The organism is Nonomuraea sp. NPDC049646 (assembly GCF_044465525.1).
GTDB lineage: Bacteria > Actinomycetota > Actinomycetes > Streptosporangiales > Streptosporangiaceae > Nonomuraea.
Window position 1 is genome coordinate 184,626 of record NZ_JBITLU010000010.1, and the last position, 18,852, is coordinate 203,477.

At 71.7% G+C, this 18,852-nt stretch carries 20 protein-coding genes; 9 read left to right on the forward strand and 11 right to left on the reverse strand.

The window, feature by feature from the left end; translation table 11 throughout:
- Positions 1-96: 96 nt before the first annotated feature.
- From ACIBQ8_RS29350 to ACIBQ8_RS29385, 8 genes are all read right to left on the reverse strand, one after another.
- Positions 97-582 (reverse strand): hypothetical protein, encoded by a 486-nt coding sequence (locus tag ACIBQ8_RS29350; protein ID WP_397169631.1) that lies wholly within the window; start codon positions 580-582, stop codon positions 97-99.
- A gap of 71 nt (positions 583-653) precedes the next feature.
- The gene (locus ACIBQ8_RS29355; RefSeq protein WP_397193468.1) at positions 654-1,706 is read right to left on the reverse strand and encodes a glycosyltransferase family 4 protein; all 1,053 of its coding nucleotides are present in this window, start codon (positions 1,704-1,706) and stop codon (positions 654-656) included.
- 192 nt (positions 1,707-1,898) lie between these two features.
- On the reverse strand, positions 1,899-3,461 hold the full coding sequence (locus ACIBQ8_RS29360) for an FAD-dependent oxidoreductase (RefSeq protein ID WP_397169627.1): 1,563 nt from the start codon (positions 3,459-3,461) through the stop codon (positions 1,899-1,901).
- Between the two features lie 14 nt (positions 3,462-3,475).
- A complete protein-coding gene (glpK, locus tag ACIBQ8_RS29365) occupies positions 3,476-4,966 on the reverse strand; it encodes a glycerol kinase GlpK (RefSeq protein WP_397193469.1) in 1,491 nt (496 codons plus the stop codon).
- Positions 4,967-5,018: 52 nt separating this feature from the next.
- A complete protein-coding gene (locus tag ACIBQ8_RS29370; RefSeq protein ID WP_397169624.1) occupies positions 5,019-5,771 on the reverse strand; it encodes an IclR family transcriptional regulator in 753 nt (250 codons plus the stop codon).
- A 20-nt stretch (positions 5,772-5,791) separates the two neighbouring features.
- On the reverse strand, positions 5,792-6,430 hold the full coding sequence (locus ACIBQ8_RS29375; protein ID WP_397193559.1) for an MFS transporter: 639 nt from the start codon (positions 6,428-6,430) through the stop codon (positions 5,792-5,794).
- Complete coding sequence (locus ACIBQ8_RS29380; RefSeq protein WP_397193470.1) at positions 6,349-6,537, reverse strand: hypothetical protein; 189 nt, start codon at positions 6,535-6,537, stop codon at positions 6,349-6,351. Before ACIBQ8_RS29380 ends, ACIBQ8_RS29375 begins: the two co-directional genes overlap by 82 nt.
- Positions 6,534-6,704, reverse strand: coding sequence for a hypothetical protein (locus tag ACIBQ8_RS29385; protein WP_397193471.1), 171 nt, complete (start codon positions 6,702-6,704; stop codon positions 6,534-6,536). Before ACIBQ8_RS29385 ends, ACIBQ8_RS29380 begins: the two co-directional genes overlap by 4 nt.
- Positions 6,705-6,771: 67 nt before the next feature.
- On the opposite strand from ACIBQ8_RS29385, the gene ACIBQ8_RS29390 reads away from it, so the two are divergent.
- Entirely contained in the window at positions 6,772-7,392 is a 621-nt protein-coding gene (locus ACIBQ8_RS29390; RefSeq protein ID WP_397169620.1) for a TetR/AcrR family transcriptional regulator, read from the forward strand.
- Positions 7,393-7,449: 57 nt separating this feature from the next.
- Here the strand turns inward: ACIBQ8_RS29390 and ACIBQ8_RS29395 are convergent, their stop codons facing one another.
- A complete protein-coding gene (locus ACIBQ8_RS29395) occupies positions 7,450-7,974 on the reverse strand; it encodes a hypothetical protein (protein ID WP_397169618.1) in 525 nt (174 codons plus the stop codon).
- Between the two features lie 119 nt (positions 7,975-8,093).
- Between ACIBQ8_RS29395 and ACIBQ8_RS29400 the strand changes: the two genes are divergently transcribed.
- On the forward strand, positions 8,094-8,672 hold the full coding sequence (locus ACIBQ8_RS29400; protein ID WP_352326141.1) for a YqgE/AlgH family protein: 579 nt from the start codon (positions 8,094-8,096) through the stop codon (positions 8,670-8,672).
- On the opposite strand, the gene ACIBQ8_RS29405 is transcribed toward ACIBQ8_RS29400, so the two are convergent.
- Entirely contained in the window at positions 8,669-9,298 is a 630-nt protein-coding gene (locus tag ACIBQ8_RS29405; RefSeq protein ID WP_397169616.1) for a TetR/AcrR family transcriptional regulator, read from the reverse strand. The two genes, ACIBQ8_RS29400 and ACIBQ8_RS29405, sit on opposite strands and share 4 nt — an antisense overlap.
- Before the next feature lie 147 nt (positions 9,299-9,445).
- Between ACIBQ8_RS29405 and ACIBQ8_RS29410 the strand changes: the two genes are divergently transcribed.
- Complete coding sequence (locus tag ACIBQ8_RS29410; protein ID WP_397169614.1) at positions 9,446-11,044, forward strand: MFS transporter; 1,599 nt, start codon at positions 9,446-9,448, stop codon at positions 11,042-11,044.
- A gap of 127 nt (positions 11,045-11,171) precedes the next feature.
- On the opposite strand, the gene ACIBQ8_RS29415 is transcribed toward ACIBQ8_RS29410, so the two are convergent.
- Positions 11,172-12,578 (reverse strand): cellulase family glycosylhydrolase, encoded by a 1,407-nt coding sequence (locus tag ACIBQ8_RS29415; RefSeq protein ID WP_397169612.1) that lies wholly within the window; start codon positions 12,576-12,578, stop codon positions 11,172-11,174.
- Between the two features lie 68 nt (positions 12,579-12,646).
- On the opposite strand from ACIBQ8_RS29415, the gene ACIBQ8_RS29420 reads away from it, so the two are divergent.
- The 6 genes from ACIBQ8_RS29420 (at position 12,647) to ACIBQ8_RS29445 (ending at position 18,724) form a co-directional block, all read left to right on the forward strand.
- Complete coding sequence (locus tag ACIBQ8_RS29420; RefSeq protein ID WP_397169610.1) at positions 12,647-13,132, forward strand: hypothetical protein; 486 nt, start codon at positions 12,647-12,649, stop codon at positions 13,130-13,132.
- Positions 13,129-13,386: a DUF3039 domain-containing protein gene (locus ACIBQ8_RS29425; protein WP_397169608.1), complete on the forward strand. Its 258-nt coding sequence runs from the start codon at positions 13,129-13,131 to the stop codon at positions 13,384-13,386. Before ACIBQ8_RS29420 ends, ACIBQ8_RS29425 begins: the two co-directional genes overlap by 4 nt.
- Before the next feature lie 78 nt (positions 13,387-13,464).
- Positions 13,465-14,445, forward strand: a complete 981-nt coding sequence (locus ACIBQ8_RS29430; RefSeq protein WP_397169606.1) for a M43 family zinc metalloprotease — start codon at positions 13,465-13,467, stop codon at positions 14,443-14,445.
- 24 nt (positions 14,446-14,469) lie between these two features.
- Positions 14,470-15,858: an MFS transporter gene (locus tag ACIBQ8_RS29435; protein WP_397169605.1), complete on the forward strand. Its 1,389-nt coding sequence runs from the start codon at positions 14,470-14,472 to the stop codon at positions 15,856-15,858.
- A 90-nt stretch (positions 15,859-15,948) separates the two neighbouring features.
- Complete coding sequence (locus ACIBQ8_RS29440; RefSeq protein WP_397193472.1) at positions 15,949-16,845, forward strand: hypothetical protein; 897 nt, start codon at positions 15,949-15,951, stop codon at positions 16,843-16,845.
- A 124-nt stretch (positions 16,846-16,969) separates the two neighbouring features.
- Positions 16,970-18,724, forward strand: a complete 1,755-nt coding sequence (locus tag ACIBQ8_RS29445; protein ID WP_397169602.1) for a DEAD/DEAH box helicase — start codon at positions 16,970-16,972, stop codon at positions 18,722-18,724.
- Positions 18,725-18,852 lie beyond the last annotated feature (128 nt).

The following is an 18,852-nucleotide window of genomic DNA, read 5'->3' on the forward strand; positions in this document are numbered from 1 at the left end:
GCGGAGGTCCCGTGAAGGCGGAAGCTCCTGAGGGGCGGAGGTGCCTGAGGGCGGAAGCCCCTGAATGCGGAGGATCTGGAAGGCGCGGAGAGCTGTCTACGTGTGGGTTACGGCGGGGATGAGGCGGTAGCTTTCCTGGAAGACCAGGTTGTGGGCGTCGGCGGCGGCGATGGCGCGCAGGGTGGTGAGCTGGCCCGCCGCGTCCGAGTGGTCGAAGACGTTCAGCGGCCAGTCGCCGACGGTGTTGCCGCGCAGGTGCGGGTGGTGGAAGTCGGCGCCGTAGTGGGCCACGATCGCGATCGGCAGGATGTCCTTGTCGCGCTGCTCCGGCCACGTGAGCGACCACATGGCGTTGAGCCCGCCCTCCTGCGACCTGGTGAGCCCGCTGGCCACCACCTGCCCGGTGCCGAGGAGCAGGTCGGCGTTGAACTCGTCCAGCGTCGCCCGCGCCACCGGGTCGAGCAGCTCGACCGCCGTGGCGAACAGGCGTTCCTTGTCCTCCCGCGCGGTGACGCCGCCGTGGACGCCGTCGCGCAGGTCGGTGAAATGCCTGATCAGGGCCTCGTTCATGGCAGTGCGCATGCCTACCCCCTTCCCCCGGGACGGGGGCGACACCCCGTGCGGCGGCGATCCGCCGCACGGGGACGCGCCGGTCAGGCGGCGAACGGCGCCGGACGCCGGTCGCGGATGCTCAGTTCGTAGATCTTCTCGTAGCCCATGGCCATGCCGAGCGCGTCGAAGTTGCGCTTGACGTGCATGCGGCAGTCGGCCGGGTTCAGGCCGCCCGCGGCCTCGACCGCCTCGGCCAGGTCGGCGGGGTCGTCGCAGACGTAGCCGGTGATGCCGTCCACGAGGACCTCGCCCACGGCGCCGCCGCGCAGCGCGACCACCGGCGTGCCGCTCGCCATGGCCTCGATCATGACCATGCCGAACGCCTCCTCCCGGCGGCTGGGGAAGAGCAGGCAGTGGGCGTCGGCCAGCAGTTCGCGCTTGCGCGGGCCGTCGGCCTCGCCGACATAGACGGCGTCCTCGCCGAGCCGGGGGCGGATGTGGCTGTCGAAGTACTCGTGCTCGGACGGCTCGTTCAGCCGGCCGGCGAGCAGGATGCGCCGGCCGGCCCGCCGGGCGGCGTCGATGGCCAGGTGGGCGCCCTTGCCGGGGCTGAACCGGCCGAGGAAGAGCGCGTAGTCCTCCTTGCGCTCGCGGAAGGGGAAGCTCTTCAGGTCCACGCCGTTGTGCACGGTGCCCAGCCAGTTGAGGTCGGGGGCCTGCATGCGCTGGAACGTCGAGGTGGACACCAGGCCGACGGAGTCGCCGAGCCGGCGGTAGCGCTCGGCCTGCTCGCCCGAGGCCGGGCCGTGCACGGTCGTCACCGTCGGGATGCGGGGGGTCAGGGCGGTCACCGAGCCCGCGGGGGAGTGGTCGTGGACGACGTCCACGTCCAGGTCCGCCGGCCGGACGTCGGGGACCGCCGTCCCAGGGACGGGTTCGTCCAGCGGGTGGGAGGGCGGCTGGGTGTAGGCGGCCAGGACGTGGGGGGAAGTGCCCGACCGGCCCGCGCCGATCAGGGTGACCTGGTGGCCCAGTCTGAGCAGGGACCGGGCGAGGTCGTCCATCATGACCTTGACACCGCCGTACGAGCGGGGCGGGTTCTCGAACCGCGGGGGAGCCACCATCGCGATGTGCAGCCGGGACTTGGCGGACATGACGTCACCTCCATTGGGGCGGCAGAAGAGGGTTCGGCCGGTAGGCGCTCCGACGCCGGCTCTGGGGCCCGGGGGTCCTCGGCGACGGATGCGACATATCGGATTCCCCGTACCGGCCGCCTCGAACCTGTGATCTGCGGTGACGTTCGTCGCAGCCGCGGCGGCGGAGGGCCGCCGCGGCCCGGGTGACGGTCAGGCGAGGAGCTGCTCGATGCGGGTGCGGACGTCGGGCGTGTCGAGCCCCCGCACGGTGAGCGTGGTGCGGCGGCGCACGACGTCGTCGACGGTGGCCGCCCACTCGTGGTCGCGGGCGTAGACGGCCTGGGCCCAGATGTCGGGCCCGTCGGGGTGGATGCGCTCGCCGAGCGAGGGGTCGTCGCGGATGAGCCGGGCCACGTCGAAGGCGATCGTGCCGTAGTGGGTGGCCAGGTTGCGGGCGACCAGCGGGTCCATGCGGGCGCCCGGCTCGCGTTCGGTCCACAGGCGCATGGCGACGGCGTCGGGGCTGGCCAGGCCCGGCAGGGGCACGGCGGGCAGGATGTCGGCCAGGTCGTCGCCGAGCGGCCGGCCCGGCAGGCGGGAGAGGGTCTCCAGGACGTGCCTGCCGATGTGCCGGTAGGTGGTCCACTTGCCGCCCGCGACCGACAGCATGCCGCCGGCGCCCCTGGTCACCACGGTCTCCCGCTTGGCGGCCGACACCTGCCCGGGGCCGCCGGGCAGCACGCGCAGCCCGGCGAAGGCGTAGGTGATGTCCTCGCGGCGGAGCTGGCTGTCGCGCACGGCGTGACCGGCCTCGTCGAGGATCTGGGCGATGTCGGCGTCGGTGGCGCGCACGTCGGCCGGGTCGCCCTCGTACGCCTCGTCGGTGGTGCCGAGCAGCAGGTGGTCCTCCCACGGGATGGCGAAGGAGACCCGGTACTTGTCGATCGGCGTGGTGAGCGCGGCCTTCCACGGGTCGTGGCGGCGCATCACCAGGTGGGCGCCCTTGGAGAGCCTGATGCTCGGCGCGGCGTGCGGGTCCTCCATCCGGCGCAGGTGGTCCACCCACGGGCCGGTGGCGTTGAGGACGAGCCGGGCGTCCACCCCGAACTCGGTGCCGTCGAGGCGGTCGCGCAGCTCGGCCCCCGTCACGTTGCCGGTCACGCTGCCGCCCGACTTGCGCAGCCCGACGACCTCGGCGTGGTTGAGCACGACCGCGCCCGCGTCGACGGCCGCGCGCACGGTCATGACGGCGACGCGGCTGTCGTTCATCTGGTGGTCGCCGTAGACGGCGGCGGCGCGCAGGCCCTCGCTGCGCAGCGCCGGGACGCGGGCCATGGCCTGGTGCGGCGTGATGACCTTGCCCATGCCGTCGCCGAAGACCGACAGCGCGGAGTACAGGAAGACGCCGGCGCCGAGCTTGGCCGCGCCGTGCGGGCCGCCCTTGTAGATCGGCACCAGGAAGTTGAGCGGTTTGACCAGGTGGGGTGCGATGTCGCCGGCCAGGGCGCGGCGTTCGCGGTGGTTCTCGGCGACCAGCTTGACGTTGCCGGTCTGCAGGTAGCGCAGGCCGCCGTGGACCAGCTTGGACGACGCGCTGGAGGTGGCCCCGGCGAAGTCGCCCGCCTCGACCATCGCCACCCGCAGCCCCGCCTGCGCGGCCATCCAGGTGACGGAGGTGCCGAGGATGCCGCCGCCGATCACCAGCAGGTCGTACGTGGCGCGGGAGAGCTCGTGCCGGACCTCGGCCCGGTCGGCGCCGATGGCGATGTTCATGAGGTGCTCCAGTCCTACTGTTCGACCCAGTCGAGGGTGCGGGCCACGGCCTTCTTCCAATTGCGGTACTCCCGCGCGCGGGCCTGTTCGTCGATCTCCGGCCGCCACTCCGACGCCTTGTGCCAGTTGGCGCGCAGGCTGTCGAGGTCGGGCCAGTAGCCGGTGGCCAGGCCGGCGGCGTACGCGGCGCCGAGGGCGGTGGTCTCGGCGACCATCGGCCTGATCACGGGGACGGCCAGCACGTCGGCCAGCGTCTGCATGAGCAGGTTGTCGGCCGTCATGCCGCCGTCGGCGCGCAGCGTGGTCAGGTCGAGGCCGGAGTCGGCGTTCATCGCGTCGACGACCTCGCGGGTCTGCCAGGCGGTGGCCTCCAGGACGGCCCGCGCGATGTGGCCCTTGGTGACGAACCCGGTCAGCCCGGCGATCACGCCGCGGGCGTCGGAGCGCCAGTGGGGCGCGAACAGCCCCGAGAAGGCCGGGACGAAGTAGCAGCCGCCGTTGTCGTCGACGGTCTTGGCCAGCGTCTCGATCTCGGCGGCGCTGGAGATCAGGCCCAGGTTGTCGCGCAGCCACTGCACCAGCGAGCCGGTGACGGCGATCGCGCCCTCCAGCGCGTACGTGGCCGGGCCGTCGCCGATCTGGTAGCCGACGGTGGTCAGCAGGCCGTGCCGGGAGACGACGGGTTCCTGGCCGGTGTTCATCAGCAGGAAGCTGCCCGAGCCGTAGGTGCTCTTGGTCTCGCCGGGCTCGAAGCAGGTCTGGCCGAACAGCGCCGCCTGCTGGTCGCCGAGCGCGGAGGCCACCGGCACGCCGGCCGCGGTGTGGCCGTAGACCTCGGCGGACGGGCGGATCTCCGGCAGCATCGCGCGCGGCACGCCGAGGGCGGCGAGCAGGTCGTCGTCCCAGCTCAGCGTGTGGATGTTCATCAGCATCGTGCGGCTGGCGTTGGTCACGTCGGTCAGGTGGCGGCCGGTCAGGTTCCACAGCAGCCAGCTGTCCATCGTGCCGAACAGCACCTCGCCGCGCCCGGCCCGCTCGTGCAGCCCGTACGCGTCGAGCAGCCAGCGGATCTTCGGCCCGGAGAAGTACGTGGTCAGCGGCAGGCCGGCCTTCTCCTTGAACAGCCCCTCGTGCTCGGCGAGCATGCGGGTGAGCGCGTCGGTGCGGGTGTCCTGCCACACGATCGCCGGGCAGACGGGACGCCCGGTCTCCCGGTCCCACAGGACGGTGGTCTCGCGCTGGTTGGTGATGCCTAGCGCGGCGATGTCGAGCCCCTCGGTGGCCTCGGCCATGACGGTCCGCACCGACTGCCAGATCTCCTCGGCGTCGTGCTCGACCCAGCCGGGCTTGGGGAAGATCTGGCGGTGCTCGCGCTGGGCGACGGTGACGATGTTGCCGGCCTGGTCGAAGACGATGCACCGGCTGGACGTGGTGCCCTGGTCGATGGCTGCGATGTAGTGCGGTCGAGGCACGAGGTTCCTCGCTTGGGAGTTGGGGTTCGACATTGTCGAACGATGTGAGCGATGTTACGTGTTTGCCCCGGTGTTGTTCAACCGGTCATCTGGCCAGATCGCGGGTGATCGCGCGGGCGGCGTCGCGGACGTAGGAGACGTACTCCATGGTCAGGGCGCCGTCGGCGGTCAGCCGTTCGACCGCCCCCCGGATGCCGATGGCGCCCACCACCAGGCCGCGCGGGTCCTTGATAGGGGCGGCGATGGCGACCTCCCCCTCGGTGAGCTCCTCCATCTCGGCCGCCCACCCCCTGGCCCGGACCTGCTCCAGCTCCTCCTCCAGCTTGGCGGCGTCGACCAGCGTCCGGTCGGTGCAGGCCGGCAGCGGCGGGGCCGCGAGCGACTCCCCGTACGGGTCGTAGGCGAGCAGCACCTTGCCGAGCGCGCTGGCGTGCGTCGGCAGGTAGGTGCCGACCTGGAGGGTCTGCATGCTGTCGTCGGGGCGGAACACGTGGTGGATCACCAGCACGTGCCCCTCGTGCAGGGTGCCGATCCAGGCGCTCTCCCTGCTCCGGCCGGCCAGGGCGTCGGCCCAGTTGATCGAGCGGGTGCGCAGCTCGTTGACGTCGAGGTAGCTGCTGCCCAGGTGGAGCAGGGTGGCCCCGAGCCGGTACTTGCCGGTCGCGGCGTCCTGCTCGACGAAGCCGACGCGGACGAGCGTGCGCAGGATGCCGTGGAGCGTGCCCTTGGGCAGGCCCAGCGCCCTGGCCAGCTCCGCCACGCCGAGCTGGCGGGGGCCGGACGCGAGCAGGCGCAGGATCGCGGCCGCCCGTTCCACCGATTGAATCGTCTCTCCCACGGCGGCCACCCTAGCGCAGATCAGTTCGACATTGCCGAACGCTTGCGGGAAATCAGCGCTCCGCCGGCCGTGAGCGCGGCGTTGACGAGCACCGCCACGATCACTCCCTGGAGCACGGTGCCCATCGCGGCCGTGGCCACGGCGCTCATGACCGTGATGCCCATGGTGATGCCCACCTGCTGGGTCATCGTCGCCAGGCCGGTGGCCAGGCCCTGCTCGGAGTCCGGCAGGCCGGACGTGGCCGTCACCATGAACCCGACGATCGCCACCATGTTCCCGACCCCGCCCGCGAACGTGGCCGCCAGCAGCAGCCAGATCCAGCCGGGACCGGCGTCCAGCGACGCCGTCGCGACGGCCTGGAGCCCGAACCCGGCCGCCAGCGCCCGGCCCCTGCCGAGCCGGCCGAGGACCCGGGGCGCGAGCACGCCGCCGAGCACGGTGCCGAGCCCCAGCACCCCGAACGCCGGCCCGGTCGCCAGGGCCGAGTAGCCGAGCACCTTCTGCAGGTAGAGGGTCATGAGGAAGACGAGGGACGTCTCCGTGGCGAAGGCGATCAGCCCGGCCAGGTTGCCCCAGGTCACGTTCGGCCTGGCCAGGATCGAGACGGGCACGAGGGGCGCGGCGGCGCGGCGCTCGACGTACCAGAAGGCGACGAGCAGGGCGGCGCCGCGGCCAGCGCGCCGAGGCCGAGGGGGTCGGCGAAGCCGTGCTCGCCGGCCCTGGTGAGGCCGAAGACCAGCGCGAGCAGGCCGGCGGTCACGCTCACCGCGCGGACAGCGCGAAGCCGAGACCTGAACCGATCACCGGCAGCGCCACGTTCAGAATGGAGAAGTCCACGGCGAGCATGAACTGGAACCCCAGCAGGAGCACCAGAACCAGCCGTTGCCCGGACGTCATGCGATCGGATCGGGGCCGATCGGCGAGTACGGTCATGCCATCCCTCTAATGGGACGAAAGTTCCGTTAAGATGCGGCATGACGATAGCACGAAAGGGGCGTTAATGGAACAAGAGTCCCGTTTGGCGGGGACTGTGCGGCCAGGGGGCCGCACCGCGCGCGTGCGCGCGGCCGTGCTGGAGGCCACTCAGGACGAGCTGGTCGAGCACGGTTTCCATGGGCTGACCATGGACCAGGTGGCGGCCAGGGCCGGCGTGGGCAAGACCACGGTCTACCGGCGCTGGGGCAGCAGGGCCGGGCTGGTGACGGACCTGATGACCGAGCTGGCCGAGCAGTCGTCACCGCACGCCGACACGGGATCCATCGAGGACGACCTGCTGGCCAACGCCGCGGCCGTCGTGGGCGCGGTCACCGACCACCGGCTCGGGGCCACGTTCCAGGCGGTGATCGCGGCGGGCACCTCCGACGCGCAGGCCGTCCAGGCGTTGCGCGCGTTCTACCTGCGGCGCATCGAGGAGTGGGCGAAGGTCGTCGACCTCGCGGTGAAGCGGGGTGAGCTGCCCGAGGGCACCGACGGCATGGAGGTGATCAGGGCGATCTCCGCGCCGCTCTACTACCGCCTGCTGGTCACCAAGGAGCCGGTGGACCTGGCGGTCGCCCGGGACGCGGCGCTGCGCACGCTGGCCGCGGCCCGCGCGGGCGCGTTCGTCCCGCGGGACGCCTGACGCGGCACGACGAGGCCTCACGCGCGGGCGAGATCGCGGGCAGGGGCGCGGGCGGGATCACAGGGGGCCGTCGGGGACCGAACGGGGCCAGACGGAGCCGTACCACCACAGGATCCCGCCCATCACCACGAGCCCGGCCGCCGTGGCCAGCTTGCCCCACAGGTCGGACGGCGGCCCGGTGTACGGCAGGCGGCCGTGCCTGCGCTCCCGCCCCCAGGAGCAGTCGTTGCGCACCCGGGTGGAGTCGATGAGCGTGTCGGGACGGGCGTCGGTGACCGAGAACGCCTCGATCTCGCGGGTGGTGCCCCGGTCGATCCGGACCGTCCTGACCACCTGCTTGCGGGCCGGGATCGAGCCGGTCGCCACGCTCCTCGCGTCCACCCGCAGGTCGAACCGGGCGAGCTGCGGGGTCTGGTTGCGCAGCGTGACCCGTACGGACCCCGAGCCGCATGCGAGCCGGTCGGTCGTCATCGTGAACGGGTCACCCCGGTCGGGCAGCGGCCACGCCTGCGCGGACGACGGAAGCAGCACGGCCGCGCCCACGGGAAGGGCGGCCAGGACGAGGCGTGTACCGATGCGCATGTGCTCCTCCCGAGCCCCGCAAGCGTGATCTTTGCCACAGATCGTGCCCATAAGTGCACAGAAAGTAACATGGCCGAGCCGGGGGAGCGGAAGCCCGTCACACCCATCATGATGGAGGTATGGCGGAAGCGATCTACGTCGGCGGTTTGTTGGTGGCGACGCCGCTTCTTGACGACCCCAACTTCCGGCGTAGCGTCGTGCTCATCCTGGAACACGACCACGACGGCGGCACGCTCGGCGTGGTGCTCAACCGGCCGAGCGACATCTCCGTCACACAGGTGCTGCCGGTCTGGGACCCGCTGGTGACCGGGCCGCCGGTGCTGTTCGAGGGCGGCCCCGTCCAGACCGACAGCGCCCTCGCCCTCGCGGCGGTCCCGAGCGGGGAGGAGCCGCTCGGCTGGCGCAGGCTGCACGCCGGCACCCCGGCCGTCTCTCGCCTGGGCACGGTCGACCTCGACGCGCCCCCGGAGATCCTCCAGGGCGAGATCGCGCAGATGCGGATCTTCGCCGGATACGCCGGCTGGACCTCCGGCCAGTTGGAGAGCGAGATCGCCGAGGGCGCCTGGTACGTCGTCGACTCCGAGGCCGGCGACACCTTCCACGGCGACCCCGGCTCGCTCTGGCGGCACGTGCTGCGGCGCCAGCCGGGCGAGCTGGCCTTCGTGGCGACCTGCCCCGACGACCCCACGATGAACTAGGCCGCCGGGCGGGTGTCCCAGCCGGGCCGCAGCGACGCCTCGGCCAGCGCGACCGCCTCGGAGATGCGCGAGACGATCTCCGGCATGGTGGTCTCCCTGCGCGGGCACTCGAAGCCGATGCGCATGGTGGACATCGCGAACGCCACGATCAGGTACGTCAGCTGATCGTCCTCGGGGGCGACGCCCCTGCGGGCGGCGACGGCCTCGGCCAGCCGCATCTCCGTGACGGCGCCCCGGGCCACCGACTGTCCCACCAGATGTGGATATTTATCGAATAGTTGCCGCAGCTTCAGGAACCTCTCGGTGTCCTCCGGCGTTGACCCCTGCATGTCGTCCACCATGGCCCGCAGGCCGTGCATGAGCGACGTGAACGGGGGCTCGTCCGCGGGACGAGCGGCGAACTCCTCCAGCAGGATCTCCTCGCCGTGGTCGTGGAACCACAGCACGAGATGGTCCTTGCCGGTGAAGTAGCGGAAGAAGGTGCGGGGAGAGACTTCGACGACCCCCGCTATCTGCTCGATCGTGGTGGACTCGTATCCTTGTTCGAGGAACAGGTCGAGCGCCGCGTCGAGGAGCGCGAGGCGCGTCTTCTCCTTCTTGCGTTCCCGTAGACCCACAGCGGACACCCCTTCGCCACCTTTCTGTCACAGTGTGCCAGAAGTCATGCAGCGTCTTTTTAAAATCGTTTGTCATAAGTCATCGCCTGACATACCCTACCTGAGGCTTACGAGACCTATGCCGCAGTTGAGCGGTATGTGACTGAGGGGGACCTTATGGCTAACGCGAAGGCGGTCGTCGAACCGTCGTCGCCCGGCCTCGGTAAGACGGGGACAGGTGGCGGAAACCCGTGGCTGGTGCTGTTGGCGGTCAGCCTCGGCGTCATCATGGTGATGCTGGACGGCACGGTGGTGGGCATCGCCAACCCCGTCATCCAGATGGAGTTGAAGGCGTCGCTGTCCGACCTGCAGTGGGTGACCAGCGGTTACCTGCTCGCGCTGGCGGTGTTCCTGATCACGGCGGGCAAGCTCGGCGACCTGTTCGGGCACAAGCGCGTCTTCCTGATCGGCGTGACCGGCTTCGCTCTGTCCTCGGTCGGCATCGGTCTCAGCCAGGAGCTGGCCGACATCGTGCCCGGCGTGTCGCCGGTCGGCGCGCTGATCGGCCTGCGGGTGCTGCAGGGTCTCTTCGGCGCCCTGCTCCAGCCGGCCGCCCTGGCCCTGCTGCGTGGCGCCTTCCCCGGTGAGAAGCTGAACCAGGCCATGGGGGCCTGGGGTGCGATCATCGGCCTGTCCAGCGCCGCCGGCCCGATCGTGGGCGGCGTGCTGGTGGAGAAGGTGAGCTGGGAGTCGGTCTTCTTCATCAACGCCCCGGTGGGCGTCATCGCGCTGATCATGGGCATTTTCCTGATCAAGGAGAACCGCGTCCAGACGTTCGCCAGGATCGACTGGCTCGGCGTGCTGCTGCTGTCGGGCGCGATGTTCTCGCTGGTCTGGACGATCATCAAGGCCCCCGAGTGGGGCTGGGGCGACTCGACGACGCTGACCTTCATCGGCGCGTTCGTGGTGCTCATCGCCGCGTTCATCTTCTGGCAGAGCAGGGCCAAGCAGCCGCTGGTGCCGCTGTCGCTGTTCAAGAACGCCTCGATCTCGATCGGCACCCTGCTGATGATGATGGTCGCGTTCGCCATGTTCGGCGCGATGTTCTTCCTGGGCTTCTTCTTCCAGGGCGTGCACGGCCTGACCCCGCTGGAGGCCGGTCTGCGCATGTTGCCGATGAGCGCCGGCATGATCGTGGCCTCGCCGCTGGCCGGCATGGCGATCGGCAAGCTCGGCCCGAAGATCACGATGGCCGCCGGTCTGCTGATCACCGCGTGCTCGATGTTCCTCATGTCGCGTCTCAGCATCGACGCCTCGTTCATCGAGAGCGGCCTGCCGTTCGTGCTGCTGGCCTTCGGTCTCTCGCCGGTGTTCGTCGGCGCGACCGAGATCATCGTGGGCAACGCGCCGGTCGAGCTGAGCGGTGTCGCGGGCGGCGTGCAGCAGTCGGCCATGCAGGTCGGCGGCGCGCTCGGCACCGCGATCCTGGGCGCCGTGATGGCCGGCGAGATCGCCGACACCCTGCCCGGCTACCTCGGCCCGGCGGCGCAGGCGATCCCGCCCGCGCAGCTCCCGCTGCTGGAGAAGGCCGCCGCGTTCGGCGCGGCGCCGCCCGGGCTGCCGCAGGTGGTCACGGACGCCGTGCACCACTCGTTCATGGACGGCATGCACCTCGCCTTCCTGGTCAGCACCGGTGTCGCGGTGCTGACGGCCCTGCTGACGCTGTTCGTCAAGGCCGGGCGCAAGAGCGAGGGCGCGCCGGTCCACATGGGCTGACCGCGTCCCGCCGGAACGGCCCCCGCCCAAGAGTGGCGGGGGCCGTTCCGCTGTCCGGGCCCGCGTGTGCGGGGGTGACGGTTGTCCGGGCGCGGTTGTGCGGGGGTGACGGTTGTCCTGGTCCGGTTTATGCGGGGGTGACGGTCAGGACGACGCGGCCCGAGGTCTTGGTGGTGACCGTCAGGATGCGCCTGGCGGCGTTCCACGTGGCGGTGCCGCCGTCCACCCGGGCGCCGTTCGGGAAGCCGCGTTCGGGCAGGTAGATCTCGGTGGGGCCGGTCTCGTTGGCGTCGAAGGTCACCTGGAGGCGGTTCTCGCCGTACGTGACGCTGACCGGGACGCCGCCGATCGCCCTCGGGTACGCCCTGACGTACGCGCCCGGCAACGCGGTGGCCTTCCCCTTGACGTCGTACGGCCCCCACGCGTCGGCGTCCCGCGACCAGTAGGCCATGCCGGTGCCCACCTCGTCGCTCACCCCCTGGACCTTCCGCACCAGGTCGGACGCGCCGGGCCGGGTCATGTCCAGCCCGAACTCGCCCAGCAGGACGGGCGCCCCCATGCGCTCGGCCGTCCGCGCGATGTTGTCGCGCCACCAGCCCAGCGTGCGGTCGGTCCACTCCTTGGAGCCGGCGGCGTAGTCGTCCCCGAGGTCCAGCGGCAGCGGGTAGACGTGCGGGGCGAAGGCGATGCGCGGCGGCCCGCCGCGCGGGTCGTCGAAGCGCGGCAGCGACGACGGCAGCCCCCAGTTGACGCCCACGGCCTGCGGTTCGAGGAAGATCCAGCTGTCCTGGTCGACGGCCCTGATCCGGTCGATGCTCTTGCGGTAGAGGGTGGCCAGGGGGCCGGTCTCGAACGCCGCGCCCTGGACCGAGCCGCCCCACGGCTCGTTCATCAGGTCGTAGCCGAGAACGCCCGGCACGTCCTTGAAGCGGGCCGCGACCGCCGCCCACGCCCCGGCGTAGTGGTCCATCAGCTCGGGGTGCTCGCCGGTGGTGTTCCAGAAGTGGTCGAAGGCCCGGATGACGCCGGGCTCCAGGTAGTACATCTCCCAGGTGAAGTGCTCGGTGGCCACCGGCAGGCCGTCGGTGTGGGTGGCCCAGCCGGGCGCGCCGTTGCCGGCGACGCCGCTGGGGGTGATGCCGTTGCCCCACAGGTCCTGGTGCATGTCGAGCATGACCTGGTAGCCGCGGTCGGAGTACCACCGCACCCGCTCAGCCACCTTGTCCAGATATTTCGTGTCATAGGTGCCGGGGGAGGGCTCGACGGCCCGCCACTGGATGAGGAACCGCACGAAGTTCGTGCCCATGTCACGGTACTCGCGGTCGATGTCGTCCGGGGTCAGCTCGGGCAGGGCGTCGGGGGCGCCCTTGGCGCTGCCCGCCGTGTTGAAGCCGTGCAGGATCAGCGCCCGTCCCCGGTCGTCGGTGACATAGCGGGGCGTGGAGGAGGGAGCGTCCCTGGTCGCGGCGGCGACGGCGCCTCCGGCCAGCAGGACGAGCACGGCTGTCGTCGCGAGCAACCTGGCACGCTTCATCTGATCTCCGCAGATGCCGGGAAATGGGGTCTTCCATCAGAATCATGGACGCGGCTAGCCTGCCGAACATGAGCCTTGTTCGCAATAGCCTGCCGGCGATCGTCGCCTTCTTGATCGTCCTGGGGTTCGGTCTGTTCGGCGCGGCCCTGGTCACGAGGGTCGGCTACCTGGCCGTGCCGTCCGCTGTCGGGGGCCCGTACGCGCTGCCGGGGCTGCGCGTCGTCCCCCTCGGCGAGACGACGTGGCTGCTCACGCTCGCCGACACGGTCCTGGCGCTCGCCCTGGTCGGCGCGGTGGCGGCCACGCGCGGCGGCTTCTGGCGCACCTGGGGCAGGTTCGTGGCCGCCGCGGTCGCGGTGAACCTGCTGCGCGCGGCCCTGCTCGCCACGGTCGCGCAGGCCGGGATCGGCGCCTATCTCGGCTATCTCGGCGGCGGCCTGGCCCTGGGGCTGATCTGGGGAATCGTGCTCGGCTGGCTTCCGGGGCTCGCCGCGCTGCCACGCCGGCGCGCAACGCGGGACCGCTCGCCGGCGGGCATAAACTCGATGGGGTGAGCACGAAGATCCTCCCCGAGCAGGAGACCACGCCGCGCACCTCTCACGGTGACGGCGACCACGAGCGCTTCGCCCACTACGCGGACAAGCACAAGATCACCGAAAGCATGGTGACGGGCACACCGATCCGCGCCCTGTGCGGCAAGGTCTGGGTGCCCAGCCGGGACCCGAAGAAATACCCGGTCTGCCCCGAGTGCAAGGAGATCTACGAAGGTCTCCCGTCGGGCGGCGGGGGCGACGACGAGAAGCAGTGAGTGTTGCTGAAGCCCAATCCCCTCGGGTAAGGCTACGGTCGGTAATCTGACCAGCCCATACCGTCACGGGGGGATTGCATGGCCCGGCGCGCGACCGCCGTCTCGTTGGCATGCCTGCTGGCGGCCGGGCTCGCCCCGCCGCTCCCGCTCGACGCCACGCCGACGTCACGCTGCCCGTCGTCGGCCGCGCGCCTGACCGCGCACCCGGCTGTGCAACCGGCCGTGCACCCGGCCGTGCCCTCGGCCGGGCGTCCGGCCATGCCCCCGGCCGCGGGCCCGACGCGGGGCATGCCGAGGGCGACCGGTCCGCGCTCGCCGCTCCCCGAGGACGTCGCCAAGGTCATGGCCGAGCTGAAGGTCCGGCTGCGCGGGGTGGCCGTGCCCGCACGCATCACCGTGCCGACCCGGGTGGTCGTCCTCACCGACGGCCGCCGCAAGGTCTCCGAGCAGGCGGTCAAGGCCCAGATCGACGTCCTCAACGCCGCCTACGCGGGCCGCAACGGCGGCGTCGACACCGGCGTGCGCTTCAAGCTGGAGTCGGTCTCCGTCAAGGAGAACGCCGGCTGGTTCACCGACCCCGTCGGCGGCGAGAAGGACATGAAGACCCGCCTGCACAAGGGCGGCGCCCAGACGCTCAACCTCTACATCGCCCAGCTCAGCGAGCTCATGCTGGGCTTCGCCAGCTACCCCTACTGGTACGCCGGCGCCCCCGCACTCGACGGCGTCGTGATCGACTGGCGCAGCCTGCCCGGCGGCCCGATGACCAACTACGACAAGGGCTTCACCGGCGTCCACGAGATCGGCCACTGGCTCGGCCTGTTCCACACCTTCGAGAACGGCTGCGACGAGCCCGGCGACGGCATCGCCGACACCGCCCCCGAGGCCCGCGCGACCGAGGGCTGCCCCGAGGGCAAGGACACCTGCCCCCACACCGGCGCCGACCCGATGCGCAACTACATGGACTACACCCACGACCGGTGCATGTCGGAGTTCACCCAGGGCCAGGCCGACCGCATGCACGAGATGTGGACGGTCTACCGACGCAGCGCGGATGCGTAGTTTGGGGCCAATTACGATGTGCAGGTGACAGCACCGAAGGCAATCGACGCTCCCGACACCTCACCCCCGATCCTCGGGCCCCAGTACCGCACCGCCACCTTGGGGATCCTTCTGGTGGTCACGCTGATCGCCTTCGAGGGCATGTCGGTCGGCGTCGTCATGCCGGCGGTCTCGGCGGACCTCGACGCGCTCAACCTCTACGGCATCAGCTTCTCCGCCTTCCTCATCGCCAGCCTGTTCGCCAACGTGGTCGCCGGGCTCTGGTCGGACCGGCGCGGCTACCCGCTGCCGTTCCTCGTCGGGGTGGTGCTGTTCGTCGCCGGGATGGCGCTGGCCGGCGCGGCCGACGCCAAGGAGCTGTTCCTGGTGGCGCGGGCCGTCCAGGGGCTGGGCGCCGGTTCCTCGATCGTGGCGCTGTACGTGATGATCGCGCGGGTCTACCCGGCGGTCGTGCGGCCCAAGGTCTTCGCGGCGCTGTCGGCCGCCTGGGTCGTGCCCTCGATGGTCGGGCCGGCCGTGGCGGGGGCCGTCGCGAACCAGTGGGGCTGGCGGTTCGTCTTCTACGGGATCATCCCGCTGGTGGTGCCCGCGCTGGTGATGCTCGTCCCCGCCCTCCGGATGGCCTCGCCCGGGGAGGCCGATGGGAGCCCGCGCGGGCCGCGTTCGCAGCCGCTGGCGATGACGCTGGCCGCCACCTCCGCCGCCGGCGGCGCGGGCGTGCTGCTGTGGGGCGTGGACGAGCTGCACAAGCAGCCGGTGATCGGCGCGGCGGCCACGCTCGGCGGGCTGGGCTTCCTCGCCTACGGCCTGTACCGGCTGCTGCCGCCGGGCGCGCTGCGGTTCGTGCGCGGGCTGCCCACGACCGTGCTGCTGCGCGGGTTCTTCTCGGCCGCCTTCTTCGGGGTGAACTCCTTCATCCCGCTGGTGCTCACGTCGGTCAAGCTCTTCGACGCCAGGGCCGCCGGGATCGCGCTGACCACGGGCGCGCTCGGCTGGTCGGCGGGCTCGTTCCTGCAGAGCAGGCGGACCGCCGAGCCGCACCGGCGGATCAGGCTCGGGGCGGTGTGCGTCACGGCCGGGATCGTGATCGCGCTGTTCGCGGCGCTGCCCGCGGTGAGCGGCTGGATCGCGGTGCCGGCCTGGATCGCGGCCGGGTTCGGCATGGGCCTCGGCATGACCACGGTCAGCGTCACCGCGCTCAGGCAGTCGCCGGTGAGCGAGCAGGGAGCCAACTCCGCGGCGCTGTCGGTCACCGACATGCTGGGCTCGGCCCTGACCGTGGGCCTGGGCGGCGCGGTGATCAACTTCATCGGGCACGGCCCCGGGCAGATCGCCACCGGATTCGTGGTGATCTCGATCCTCATGGCGCTCATCGGGCTGGCCGCCACGTTCCTGGCCGCCCGCACCCGCTGATCGTGTGATTCTGCCCCTCCCGCCACAACGATCACGGATCGCCAGATCTTCGTCCCGAGGAGTGATAGGACAACGGGACGAGGAGGTGTCATGGAGGATGATCACCGGGTCTGGCCCCCCGCTTCCGGGCCCCGCCACCGCCGCACTCCTCCCCAGGACGCGGACTTCCCGGACGACTCCGACAGCGACGACGGCGACGACGGCAGCGGCGACGAGGAGGCCCCCTGGCCGCCGCGCCGGGGGCGCGACCCGTACGAGCGGCCGGCGTGGAACCCGCGGATCCGCAGGACGGTCCCGTTCGACCCGCCGCCTCCGGCCGGCCGCCCCGCCGCCCCCTCCGACCCGCTGCCCCCCTCGGCCCGCCGCCACGCGACCCCCTCCGAGCCGCTGCCTCCCTCGGCCCGCCTCTACGGCACCCCCGCCGACCCCGGACCGCTGGAACAGGCGCCGCGGCGCGGACGGCGTCCGGCGGGCGTCCTGGTCGCCCTGGTGGCGGCGGCGGGGCTGGTCGCGGGGGCGAACGCGGTGGCGTCCCGGCTCACCGCGCCGCCGCCCCGGCCCGACCGGCTGAGCGACGCCGTGGCCGGCGTGACGCTGCGGCTGCCGCCCGGCTGGAGCGCCGGGACGGTCCCGCCGGTCACCGGCTTCACCTCGGTCGCCAGGGACGGCAACGGCGCGCTGGTCATGGCCAGGCGGGTCGCCGAGCCCGTGCAGAACGTCAAGAAGGCCGCGGGGGAGGCCGCCGAGCTGTACTCCAGGCTGCTGCTCAAGGGCGACAAGGTCACCGTCGTCGACGACCGCGACATCCCGCAGGGACACACCCGGGCCCTGCGCGCCGAGTACCAGGACGTCGTCAACCGGCCCGCGTTCCTGCGCGTGATGCTTCTCACTCGCGCGGGCCGCGCCGTGCTGCTCGTCGGCCTGCTCCAGCCCGAGGCGGCCACCGGCAGACAGGCGCTCGACGCGGTGATGACGAGCTTCAGATAAGCCACATAGCACGTAGGGAAGACCTTGGCCAGAATCCTCGGTGCACGGCACGTCTTGTCGGTGAGCCCGATTACTCTTGGGTCACTGTGAGAGAGCGAAGCACACGAACCCCAGAGGTGATGCGGTGAGCACCTTCGCCGCGTCCCACCTTTCGCCTTCCTATCCAGACCGCGCCGCGTGGGGCACCGCGCCCAAACTGCGCGCCTGGCAGCAGCAGGCGTTCGACCTGTACTTCAGGCGCGAGCCGCGTGACTTCCTCACCGTGGCCACCCCCGGCGCGGGCAAGACGACCTACGCCCTGCGCATCGCCAGCGAGCTGCTGGCCAACGGGGTGATCAGGGCCGTCACCATCGTCACGCCCACCGAGCACCTCAAGCGCCAGTGGGCCGACGCCGCCGCCCGGGTCGGCATCGGCATCGACCCGGAGTTCAAGAACAGCCAGGGCACGACCTCGCGCGACTACACCGGGGTGGCGGTGACCTACGCGCAGGTCGCCATGCACCCCGCGCTCCACCGGGCGCGCACCGAGGCCCGCAAGACGCTGGTCATCTTCGACGAGATCCACCACGCGGGCGACGCCAAGTCGTGGGGCGACGGCGTGCGCGAGGCGTTCGAGCCCGCCACCCGCCGGCTCCAGCTCACCGGCACGCCGTTCAGGTCCGACGACAACCCGATCCCGTTCGTCGGCTACGAGGAGGACGCCGAGGGCGTCAAGCGCAGCGTCTCCGACTACTCCTACGGCTACGGCCCGGCGCTCGACGACGGCGTCGTCCGTCCGGTGATCTTCCTGGCCTACTCCGGCGAGATGAAGTGGCGCACCCGCGCGGGCGACGAGATCGCCGCGACGCTCGGCACCCCGCTCACCAAGGACCAGCTGTCCCAGGCGTGGCGGGCCGCCCTCGATCCCAAGGGCGACTGGATCCGCCAGGTCATGCAGGCCGCCGACCGCCGCCTGACCGAGGTCCGCCGGGGCGTGCCCGACGCGGGCGGCCTGGTGATCGCCACCGACCACGAGACCGCCCGCGCCTACGCCCGCCACCTGCGCAACATCACCGGCGAGGGCGCGACGGTGGTCCTGTCCGACGACCCGGGGGCGTCCAAGAAGATCAAGCAGTTCGCCGCCTCCGAAGACCGGTGGCTGGTGGCCGTCCGCATGGTCTCCGAGGGGGTCGACATCCCGCGCCTGTGCGTGGGCGTCTACGCCACCTCGACCTCCACCCCGCTCTTCTTCGCCCAGGCCGTGGGCCGGTTCGTACGCGCCCGCAAGCGCGGCGAGACCGCCTCGGTCTTCCTCCCCTCGGTGCCCACCCTCATGGGGCTGGCCAACGAGATGGAGGTCGAGCGCGACCACGTCCTCAACAGGAAGCCCCCGGAGGACGGCCTCGACGACAGCCTGCTGGAGCAGGCCAACCGGCAGAAGGACAACCCCGACGTCCTGGGCGACGAGCTGCCGTTCGAGACGATGGAGACCTCCGCCACCTTCGACCGCGTGCTGTTCGACGGCGGCGAGTTCGGCACCGGCGCGGAGATCGGCTCGGCCGAGGAGGAGGACTTCCTCGGCCTGCCCGGCCTCCTGGAGCCCGACCAGGTGGCCACCCTGCTCCGCAAGCGCCAGTCCGACCAGCAGGCCGCCAAGCGCAGGCAGGGCCCGGCCGAGCAGCCCAAGGAGACGCTCGCCCCGCACGAGCAGATCGCCGAGCTCCGGCGCGAGCTCAACGGCCTGGTCGGCGCCTGGAACCACCGCACGGGCCAGCCCCACGGCGTCATCCACGCCGAGCTGCGCCGCACGTGCGGCGGCCCGCCGATCGCGCAGGCCACCGCCGAGCAGATCCAGGAGCGCATCGACGCCATCCGCCGCTGGGCCACCCAGCGGCGTTAGCCGCACCCCCCTTCGCCGGTTCCCCGCGAACCGGCGAAGGGGTCCGGCGGGGGTCCGGCAGGGGACCCTGCACATTTGGACACAGAGCAGTGACCTTCCGTTAGAGAGCCGGCCAGAACGGCAACAAC

Coding starts and splice junctions, on each gene's coding strand:
- ACIBQ8_RS29350 (WP_397169631.1), bottom strand. CDS start 582: ATGCGCACTGCCATGAACGAGGCCCTGATCAGGCATTTCACCGACCTG.
- ACIBQ8_RS29355 (WP_397193468.1), bottom strand. CDS start 1,706: ATGTCCGCCAAGTCCCGGCTGCACATCGCGATGGTGGCTCCCCCGCGG.
- ACIBQ8_RS29360 (WP_397169627.1), bottom strand. CDS start 3,461: ATGAACATCGCCATCGGCGCCGACCGGGCCGAGGTCCGGCACGAGCTC.
- glpK (WP_397193469.1), bottom strand. CDS start 4,966: ATGTCGAACCCCAACTCCCAAGCGAGGAACCTCGTGCCTCGACCGCAC.
- ACIBQ8_RS29385 (WP_397193471.1), bottom strand. CDS start 6,704: ATGACCGTACTCGCCGATCGGCCCCGATCCGATCGCATGACGTCCGGG.
- ACIBQ8_RS29390 (WP_397169620.1), top strand. CDS start 6,772: ATGGAACAAGAGTCCCGTTTGGCGGGGACTGTGCGGCCAGGGGGCCGC.
- ACIBQ8_RS29395 (WP_397169618.1), bottom strand. CDS start 7,974: ATGCGCATCGGTACACGCCTCGTCCTGGCCGCCCTTCCCGTGGGCGCG.
- ACIBQ8_RS29400 (WP_352326141.1), top strand. CDS start 8,094: ATGGCGGAAGCGATCTACGTCGGCGGTTTGTTGGTGGCGACGCCGCTT.
- ACIBQ8_RS29410 (WP_397169614.1), top strand. CDS start 9,446: ATGGCTAACGCGAAGGCGGTCGTCGAACCGTCGTCGCCCGGCCTCGGT.
- ACIBQ8_RS29415 (WP_397169612.1), bottom strand. CDS start 12,578: ATGAAGCGTGCCAGGTTGCTCGCGACGACAGCCGTGCTCGTCCTGCTG.
- ACIBQ8_RS29420 (WP_397169610.1), top strand. CDS start 12,647: ATGAGCCTTGTTCGCAATAGCCTGCCGGCGATCGTCGCCTTCTTGATC.
- ACIBQ8_RS29430 (WP_397169606.1), top strand. CDS start 13,465: ATGGCCCGGCGCGCGACCGCCGTCTCGTTGGCATGCCTGCTGGCGGCC.
- ACIBQ8_RS29440 (WP_397193472.1), top strand. CDS start 15,949: ATGGAGGATGATCACCGGGTCTGGCCCCCCGCTTCCGGGCCCCGCCAC.